Origin of the sequence: Streptomyces caeni (genome assembly GCF_042678285.1) — a bacterium.
Taxonomy (GTDB): Bacteria; Actinomycetota; Actinomycetes; order Streptomycetales; family Streptomycetaceae; genus Streptomyces; species Streptomyces caeni.
This window is the reverse complement of the sequence record NZ_JBHUDX010000115.1, coordinates 1-8,188: the sequence shown is the minus strand read 5'-3', so window position 1 is coordinate 8,188 and position 8,188 is coordinate 1. Positions and strand designations below refer to the sequence as shown.

Below are 8,188 nucleotides of genomic sequence, written 5' to 3'. Positions count from 1 at the left end.
CGGGGCCCCGGGCCGACGGGGGCGCCGGGGCGCCGGGGCGCCGGGGCGCCGGGGCGCCGGGGCGCCGGGGCCAAGGATGCCGACCGGGACCGGGAGAGATGATCCGGGGCGGGGGTCGGCCGGTCCAGGTGCCTGCCCCGAACGGCCCTGGCGATGGCGGGGCGCCGGTTCGCACCATCGTGTGCATGGTGGTCCACCTCGGGCCGGGGGCGCTTGCCACCCGTCGGCGAGGAGCCGCGGCGACATCCCCGCCCATGCCGGACGGCGGGCCGCCCACGCCCGGAATGAGCGCCGGCGAGGTGTTCGGGGCGCTGGCACCTCGCCGCGCGGGCTGACGGAGCCGGAGGCGTACGCCAGGCGCGCGCGGTACGGGCCCAACGAACTGCCCCGGGCGCGGCGGCGGGGCGTGGGGCGGCAGCTGGCGGGTCAGTTCACGGATCTGTTCGCGGTGATGCTGCTCGTCGCCTCCGGGATCACCTTCCTGGCCTACGGGCTCCAGGACCCCGTGACGCCGGGACCCTGCAGCTGGCTGTGGCGATCCTCGGCGTCGTGGTGCTGAACGCGGCGATCGGGTTCACCCAGGAGTACTCGGCGGAGCGGACGGCGGAGTCGTTGCAGGCCATGGTGCCGTACACCTGCCGTGTGCTGCGCGGCGGGCAACGGCGGGAACTGCCGGCGGCCGAGCTGGTCCCGGGCGATGTGGTCGTGCTGGATGCGGGGGACGCCGTGCCGGCGGACTGCCGCCTGGTCGAGGCGTACGAGCTGTCGGTGGACAACGCGCCGCTCACCGGGGAGAGCACCGCCGTGGGCCGTACCGCCGAGCCGGTGGCGGACGGGCCGGTGCTCCACGCCCGCAACTGCGTGTTCATGGGCACCGACGCCGTCGCCGGGTCCGGCCGGGGCGTGGTGTTCGCCACCGGCGCGGCCACCGAGTTCGGACGGATCTACCGGCTGGCCGCCGCCGCGCCACGGCAGAGGACGCCACTGCAACGGCAGGTGGCCGTGATGGCTCGCCGGGTGGCGGGGGCGGCGCTGGCCATCGGCGCCCTGCTGTTCGCGATCCGCCTGCCCTCGGGGCAGCCCCTGGTCGAGTCGTTCGTCTTCGCGCTCGGTGTGATGGTCGCGCTCGTTCCGGAGGGCCTGCCCGCCACGCTGTCGGTGTCGCTGGCGATCGGTGTGCGCCGTATGGCCCGCCGCCACGCGCTGGTCAAGAAGCTGCTGGCGGTGGAGGCGCTGGGGGCCACGACCGTCATCTGCACCGACAAGACCGGCACGCTCACCCAGGCCGAGATGACCGTCACCCGGATCTGGGCGGCCGGGGTGTCGTACCCCGTGACGGGCGTCGGGTACGCGCCGACCGGTGACGTCGCCGACGCGGCGCCCGTGCGCGAGCTGCTGCGGGTCGCCGGGCTGTGCTGCAACGCCCGGCTCGTACCGCCGTCGGGGCGGCGCGGCTGGCGTGTGCTGGGCGACACCACCGAGGGGGCCCTGCTCGTGGCGGCGGCCAAGGCGGGACTGGACCTGGCCGCCGAGGAGGCCGCCGCGCCCCGGGTGACGGAGTTCCCCTTCGACTCCCGGCGCAAGCTGATGACCACCGTGCACAGGACCCGCGCAGGTCATCACGCCTACGTCAAGGGCGCGCCGCAGGAACTGCTGGCGCGGTGCACCGCCGCCGAGTGGCGGGGCGGCCCTCGGCCGCTGACGGACGAGCCGCGGGCGGCGGTCGCGGCCGCCGCCGACGACCTGGCGGCCCAGGGGCTGCGGGTCCTGGCGGTCGCCCGGCGCACGGTGCCCGGCCCCCGTCCGGCGCGGGCCGACGCCGAGTGCGGACTCACCCTGCTCGGTCTCGCGGGCATGCAGGACCCGCCCCGCCCCGAGGTCGGCATCGCCCTCATGGCGGCCACCAGCTACGCACCGGTGCTCCAGTCGGTCTTCAACACCGCGCCGCTGGCCACCGGCGACTGGGCCGTCCTGGTGGCCCTGGGCGTGCTGCCCCTGCTCGCCGACGAAGCCCGCAAGGCGTGGCTGCGCCACCGTACCGAGGCCCGGAACCGGAAGGGAGCACGGTGATGAGAGTGATCATCGTGGGATGCGGGCGCGTCGGCTCCGAGCTCGCCGCCCTGCTCGCCTCCGAAGGCCATGACGTCCGCGTCGTCGACCGGCGGGCCAAGGCGTTCCGGCGGCTTCCCGAGAGCGACCGGATCCAGCGCCACGAGGGCAACGGCTACAGCCGCGCCGTCCTGGAGGCGGCCGGGATCGAGCACGCCGACGCGTTCGCGGCCGTCACCTCGGGCGACAACAGCAACATCGTCAGCGCCCGTACCGCCAGGGAGACCTACCGGGTCCCGGTCGTCATCGCCCGTATCCACGACCCCCGCCGTGCCGACATCTACCGGGAACTGGGCATCCCGACGATCGCGAGCGTCCGCTGGACCGTGCGCCAGGTCCACCAGATGCTGCTGCACCGCCATCTCACCCCGGAACTCAGCTTCGGAAACGGGGAGACCCTGCTCGTCCGCTCCGAACTGCCCGCCTACCTCGCCGGACGGCGACTGGCCGAGTTCGACGTCGACGGCGAGATCCGCGTCGTCGAGATCACCCGCGGCGGCCGCTCCCTCGTCCCCGCCCACGGCAGCATTGCGCACCCGGGCGACCTGGTGACGTTCGCGGTGGACGCCACCGCGCTGGGCAGACTGCGCGGCTTTCTGGACAAGGAGCTGGGAACATGAAAGCGCTCATCGCGGGTGCCGGACGGCTCGGCACGCAGATCGCCCAGGTCCTCGCCGCTGCCCGCAACGATGTGACGCTCGTCGACGTCGACGAGGACCGTGTCGCCGAGTTCCAGGGCCGCCTCCCCGCGTCGGTGCGGCTGCTCGCCGGGGACGCCTGCGAACCCGACGTGCTGGAACACGCGGGAGCGCACACAAGCGATCTCGTCATCGCCACCACCGGCAACGACGAGGACAACCTCGTCGTCAGCCTGCTCGCCAAGCGCCAGTTCGCCGTGCCCCGCGTCGCCTCCCGGATCAACGACGCGGAGAACGCCTGGCTGTTCGACCAGCGCTGGGGGGTGGATGTCGCCGTGCCCGCCGCCACACCCCTGATCTCGCTGATCGAGGAGGCCACGGGTGCCACCGACACCGTCGCCCTGCTCCGCCTGAGCAAGGCGGGCGTCGACGTGATCGAGACGGCCATCACGCCTGGCTCACGGGCCGCCGGGCGCCTGCTGTCCGACATCGTCCTCCCGGAGGGCACCGTGATCGCCACCCTCGTGCGCGACGGGCAGCCCACCGTCCCCGCCCCGTCGGTCCCGCTGCGGCCGGGTGACGAACTCCTGCTCGTCTCCCACGCCGCGACCGAGCGGGAGATCCACGCGGCCTTCCAGTGACACGGTGCCCCGCTCCGGGTGTCGCAACCAGGGCGCCCGGACCATCATCGAACTGGGGGTACGTCCGTGGGAAGGCGGTGACCGTCATGGGGCTGCCCTTGGTCGTCGGTGTCGACGGGTCCCGGTCGAGTCTGCGCGCGGTGGACTGGGCGGTGGACGCGGCGGTGGCCCACGGGGTGCCGCTGCGCCTCGTCCACGCCTTCCTGTGGCAGCGCTACGAGGGCGCCGAGTTCGCCCGTGACCTGGGCCGTCTTTCCGAGAAGGCGATCGCCGAGGCCCTCGTCGACACGGCCGTCGGCCATGCCAGGCGCCGCGCCGGGGGGCTGGAGATTTCGGCCTCGGTGGTACCCGAGGACCCCGTGCGGACCCTGCTGGACGAGGGTCGCAACGCGTCGATGCTGGTGCTCGGATCGCGGGGCCGCGGCCGGCTGGCCGGACTGCTGCTCGGCTCGGTGAGTCTGGCCGTGGCGGCCCGCGCCGACTGTCCCGTCGTCGTGGCGCGCGGCGCGGACGACGGCTTCTTGGAAGCGCATCCCCGGGTCGCGGTGGGTGTGGGCGCCGCGGGCAGCGGCTCGCAGGCCGTGGCGTTCGCCTTCCGGGAGGCCGAGGTGCGCCACTGGGCGCTGCTGGCGGTGCGGGCCTGGCGCTGCCCGGCGCACGAGCCCATGGACCATCCGCTGCTCACTGGTGACCCCGCCCGTCACCACCGGGAACAGGCGGCGGAGATCCTCGACGAGGCCCTGGTCCAGGCGGTGCGCGACCATCCCCGGGTGGAGGTCCGCCGGCAGGTGACCGAGGGCCAGGCGGGACACGTGCTGCTGGAGGTGTCCCGCGGCGCCGCCCTGCTGGTCGTCGGCGCCCGGCGCGGGAACGGGCGCTCCGGGCTGCAACTCGGCCGGGTCGCCCACACGGCCCTGCACCACGCCTCCTGCCCGGTCGCGGTCGTCCCCCTGCGAGGGTGATCCGGGGCGTCGCGGCGCCCGGGCCCTCCCCCTGCTCAGTCGATCTCCAGGACGTCCCGCACGGGTCGGCGCGGTGTCGACTCGCCCGGGGGGCCGTAGCCGATGCGCACCACCATCTGCACGAACCCCATGGCCGACCCGGGGTCCCGGGCCAGCTCGCGCAGATCCTTCCACTCCAGGGCGTGGGACGTGAGGGACGTGGCCAGTCCGTTCAGTGTGGCCAGCAGCAGCACCCGCTCCATCGCCTGTCCCGCCCGCAGCCAGTCGGGCAGCCGGTCGTAGGTGGTGCCCAGGATCGCCAGGCGCGGTGTCGCCTCGAAGGCGGCCGTCGGGCGGTCGGGGACGGGCCGGCGGCCCGCGAAGTCGCGTACGGGTGCCCGGCCGCGCAGCTTGCGCGGTCCGAAGGCGTAGTCGGGGATGCCGTCGACGGCCGTCCCGGCGTCCTCCGCCCCGAGGCGGGACCACCGGCGGATGTCCTCGAACCGTTCGGGATCCATGGTGTCGCGTCCCTCGACGTCCTCGACCCACTCCAGGAGGGACTCGACGTGCCAGGGGTCCGGGAACACCATCTGGGTGCCCTCCCGGCGGGCGGCCTCGCACAGTGCTTCCTCGACCGGGGCGGGTACCGGCCGGTCCTCGAAGGGGTGGCGGCTGGTGTGCCGGCGGTGGATCGCCGGGAACAGCCGGGCCAGCTCGGTGTCGGGGTGTTCCGTGTCGGTCAGGGTGACCGTGGCGAGCAGGTGCGTGTCGGCGGGGTCGGGAAGCAGCCGGGTGTCCGTGCCCCAGCCGTGGTGGGCCGAGGCGACGCGCAGGTTGAGGAGGGCGGCACCGCAGCCGAGGTGGAGGGCGCGGTGGTCGGGGTCGGTGTGCGGCATCGCCCGTTCGAGGTCGGGACGCAGTTCGAAGGTCCGGGTGCGGGTGGAGAAGCGGAACCTCCACGGCTGGGCGTTGTGCATGGACGGAGCGGCCGTGGCTGCGGCGACCAGGTCCGTGACGGTGGTGGTGTCGAGCGGTGGCGTCGGCATGAGACACAGCTCCCCTCAGGAGAAGGACACGCCGACGGCACGTCCCTGCCGTCGGTGGCGATCACCTTCATTGTCCATCCTGCCCCCGCCACCGGGCGGCACTGCCCCGGTACGACCTGTGCGGGGTGCCGGTCCGGCGCCCCGGTCCGGCGGCGCGGTCCCGGGCCGGACCTCACCGTCCGGCCGGACCAGGTCACCAGACCCGACCTGGCTCGGCCGCCGGGCCGCCGGGCCGCCGGATCAAACGGCCGGGTGCCGCGCGCCGGCTGCGGTATCGCCCGGCACCGCCCGTGCGCCCGGGGCGGGTTCACCGCCGGGATCCGTCCTCCATGAGCCGCCGCAGCGACGGGAGGAGGGCGTCGAGGTCCTGTCCCGTCCGGAAGGCGACGACGGTGGTGCCGCCGTCGCCGGCCGGGTGGGGGGACTGAGGGCTCGGGAAGAGGGCGAGCACCTCGTGCATCGCCTCGTCGACCTCTGCGACCGGGTCGGACGCCTCCCCCCGCAGCCAGCGGCGCAGCACGTGGTTGTGGGCCGCGACCACCGCGGCGGCCATGAGCTCGGCCCGGAGCGACGCCGACTTCGTCGGGTCCCCCATCCAGTCCGAGATGAACTCCCGGAACAGCCGCTGGTACCGGGCCACGCTGGCGATCTCACGGTCGCGGAGGGCGGCCACCTTGCTGGTGAGGGCGTACCGGCGGCGCGCCAGATCCCCTTCGTCGAGGTAGTGCAGCAGCACCAGGCGGACCGCGTCGGACACGGCGACGAGGGCCGTGCTGTTGCTGGAGGTGGCCAGCCGGTCCCTGATCAGCGCGAGCAGCCGGTCGTGGTCGGGGAAGATCACTTCTTCCTTGGACCGGTAGTGCCGGAAGAAGGTCGTGCGCCCGACGCCGGCCCGCTCGGCGATGTCGTCGACGGTGGTCTGCTCGTACCCGCGCTCGTCGAAGAGCGCGAAGGCGGCATCTGCTAGTCGGATCCGCACGGCTGGCTTGCTCATGACCGCTCATCCTTCCCCGTCTCGCCATCCGGGACCACTTGCCCCTCGCAATGGTACTGAGTACCGTCTATAAGACATTGAGTACCAGAGAGGAGATGCGGCGTGGGTTCCGTTGCACGGAGCGAGTCCGGCCTGCCGATCCAGCCGGTCTACGACGGCTGGACGCTGACGGATTTCGACGCGGACGCCAAGCTGGGCGCCCCGGGGCAGTTCCCCTTCACCCGCGGCGTGTATCCGTCCATGTACACCGGCCGACCCTGGACGATGCGGCAGTACGCCGGGTTCGGCACCGCGAAGGAGTCCAACGAGCGCTACCACGAGCTGGTCGGCGCCGGCACCGGAGGACTGAGCGTCGCCTTCGACCTGCCGACGCAGATGGGCTACGACTCGGACGAGTCGATCGCCCAGGGCGAGGTCGGCAAGGTCGGCGTGGCGATCGACTCGCTGGAGGACATGCGCACCCTGTTCCGGGGACTGCCGCTGGACAAGGTGTCGACGTCGATGACGATCAACGCGCCCGCGTCGACGCTGCTCCTGCTGTACCAGTTGGTCGCGGCCGAGCAGGGCATCGCGGGACACCAGCTGACGGGCACGATCCAGAACGACGTGCTCAAGGAGTACATCGCCCGCGGTACCTACATCTTCCCGCCCAAGCAGTCACTGCGGCTGATCAGCGACATCTTCGCGTACTGCCACAAGGAGATCCCGCGCTGGAACACGATCTCCATCTCCGGGTACCACATGGCCGAGGCCGGGGCGAGCCCCGTGCAGGAGATCGCCTTCACCCTCGCCAACGCCAAGGAGTACGTGCGCACGGCGATCGCCGCGGGCCTGGACGTCGACGACTTCGCGCCCCGTCTGTCGTTCTTCTTCGTCGCCCGGACCACGCTCCTGGAGGAGATCGCGAAGTTCCGTGCCGCACGCCGCATCTGGGCCCGGATCATGCGCGAGGAGTTCCGCGCCAAGAACCCCAAGTCGCAGATGCTGCGCTTCCACACCCAAACCGCGGGTGTGCAGCTGACGGCACAGCAGCCCGAGGTCAACCTGGTGCGGGTCGCCCTGCAGGGCCTGGGCGCGGTGCTGGGCGGGACCCAGTCGCTGCACACCAACTCCTACGACGAGGCGATCGCGCTGCCCACCCAGAAGGCGGCCCGGCTCGCCCTGCGCACGCAGCAGATCATCGCGTACGAGACCGATGTGACCAAGACGGTGGACCCCTTCGCCGGGTCGTACGTCATGGAGTCGATGACCGACGACATCGAGGCGGCGGTCATGGAGCTGATGCAGGCCGTCGAGGACCGCGGTGGCGCCGTCGCCGCGATCGAGCAGGGATTCCAGAAGTCGGAGATCGAGAAGTCCGCGTACCGGGTCGCCCTGGAGATCGACAACGGCGACCGGACCGTGGTCGGGGTCAACAAGTTCGCCCTGGACGAGGAAGAGCCCTACGAACCGCTGCGGGTCGACCCCCAGATCGAGCTGGACCAGTGCGAGCGCCTCGCGGCCCTGCGCAAGGAGCGCGACGGCGACGCCGTCGAGCGGGCGCTCGACGCCCTGCGTGCCGCCGCCCGGGGCACCGACAACGTCCTGCCCCCGATGCGCGAGGCCCTGCGGCTGCGCGCCACGGTCGGCGAGGTGTCGCACGCCCTGCGCGACGTCTGGGGCGTGTATCTGCCGCGCGACACCTTCTGACCCCAGATCCCACGCACGACCACGAAGGAGAGCGAGCGGTGAGCACCGATCGCGCAGAACACAGCGACATCGACATTCACACCACTGCGGGCAAGCTCGCGGATCTCCAGCGCCGTGTGCAGGAGGCCAC

At 72.9% G+C, this 8,188-nt stretch carries 8 protein-coding genes; 6 read left to right on the top strand and 2 right to left on the bottom strand.

Annotated features, from left to right (window positions below):
* The first annotated feature begins 76 nt into the window (after nucleotides 1-76).
* From ACFSL4_RS34270 to ACFSL4_RS34250, 5 genes are all read left to right on the top strand, one after another.
* Nucleotides 77-559, top strand: a complete 483-nt coding sequence (locus ACFSL4_RS34270; protein WP_381091618.1) for a cation-transporting P-type ATPase — start codon at nucleotides 77-79, stop codon at nucleotides 557-559.
* A complete protein-coding gene (locus ACFSL4_RS34265; RefSeq protein WP_381091616.1) occupies nucleotides 532-2,070 on the top strand; it encodes a cation-translocating P-type ATPase in 1,539 nt (512 codons plus the stop codon). Before ACFSL4_RS34270 ends, ACFSL4_RS34265 begins: the two co-directional genes overlap by 28 nt.
* Nucleotides 2,070-2,729, top strand: coding sequence for a potassium channel family protein (locus tag ACFSL4_RS34260; RefSeq protein ID WP_381091614.1), 660 nt, complete (start codon nucleotides 2,070-2,072; stop codon nucleotides 2,727-2,729). The genes ACFSL4_RS34265 and ACFSL4_RS34260 overlap by 1 nt, the downstream gene beginning before the upstream one ends.
* The gene (locus ACFSL4_RS34255) at nucleotides 2,726-3,388 is read left to right on the top strand and encodes a potassium channel family protein (RefSeq protein ID WP_381091612.1); all 663 of its coding nucleotides are present in this window, start codon (nucleotides 2,726-2,728) and stop codon (nucleotides 3,386-3,388) included. The genes ACFSL4_RS34260 and ACFSL4_RS34255 overlap by 4 nt, the downstream gene beginning before the upstream one ends.
* Before the next feature lie 86 nt (nucleotides 3,389-3,474).
* The gene (locus tag ACFSL4_RS34250) at nucleotides 3,475-4,350 is read left to right on the top strand and encodes a universal stress protein (RefSeq protein ID WP_381091610.1); all 876 of its coding nucleotides are present in this window, start codon (nucleotides 3,475-3,477) and stop codon (nucleotides 4,348-4,350) included.
* A gap of 35 nt (nucleotides 4,351-4,385) precedes the next feature.
* On the opposite strand, the gene ACFSL4_RS34245 is transcribed toward ACFSL4_RS34250, so the two are convergent.
* Both ACFSL4_RS34245 and ACFSL4_RS34240 read right to left on the bottom strand, forming a co-directional pair.
* Nucleotides 4,386-5,375: an Acg family FMN-binding oxidoreductase gene (locus tag ACFSL4_RS34245; protein WP_381091608.1), complete on the bottom strand. Its 990-nt coding sequence runs from the start codon at nucleotides 5,373-5,375 to the stop codon at nucleotides 4,386-4,388.
* A gap of 307 nt (nucleotides 5,376-5,682) precedes the next feature.
* Nucleotides 5,683-6,369 (bottom strand): TetR/AcrR family transcriptional regulator, encoded by a 687-nt coding sequence (locus ACFSL4_RS34240; protein ID WP_381091606.1) that lies wholly within the window; start codon nucleotides 6,367-6,369, stop codon nucleotides 5,683-5,685.
* Between the two features lie 102 nt (nucleotides 6,370-6,471).
* Between ACFSL4_RS34240 and ACFSL4_RS34235 the strand changes: the two genes are divergently transcribed.
* A complete protein-coding gene (locus ACFSL4_RS34235) occupies nucleotides 6,472-8,058 on the top strand; it encodes an acyl-CoA mutase large subunit family protein (protein WP_381091604.1) in 1,587 nt (528 codons plus the stop codon).
* The last annotated feature ends 130 nt before the right edge of the window (nucleotides 8,059-8,188 follow it).

Excerpts from the sequence above, each read along its gene's own strand:
- ACFSL4_RS34250 (WP_381091610.1), top strand. The coding sequence starts at position 3,475 with ATGGGGCTGCCCTTGGTCGTCGGTGTCGACGGGTCCCGGTCGAGTCTG.
- ACFSL4_RS34245 (WP_381091608.1), bottom strand. The coding sequence starts at position 5,375 with ATGCCGACGCCACCGCTCGACACCACCACCGTCACGGACCTGGTCGCC.
- ACFSL4_RS34260 (WP_381091614.1), top strand. The coding sequence starts at position 2,070 with ATGAGAGTGATCATCGTGGGATGCGGGCGCGTCGGCTCCGAGCTCGCC.
- ACFSL4_RS34255 (WP_381091612.1), top strand. The coding sequence starts at position 2,726 with ATGAAAGCGCTCATCGCGGGTGCCGGACGGCTCGGCACGCAGATCGCC.
- ACFSL4_RS34270 (WP_381091618.1), top strand. The coding sequence starts at position 77 with ATGCCGACCGGGACCGGGAGAGATGATCCGGGGCGGGGGTCGGCCGGT.
- ACFSL4_RS34240 (WP_381091606.1), bottom strand. The coding sequence starts at position 6,369 with ATGAGCAAGCCAGCCGTGCGGATCCGACTAGCAGATGCCGCCTTCGCG.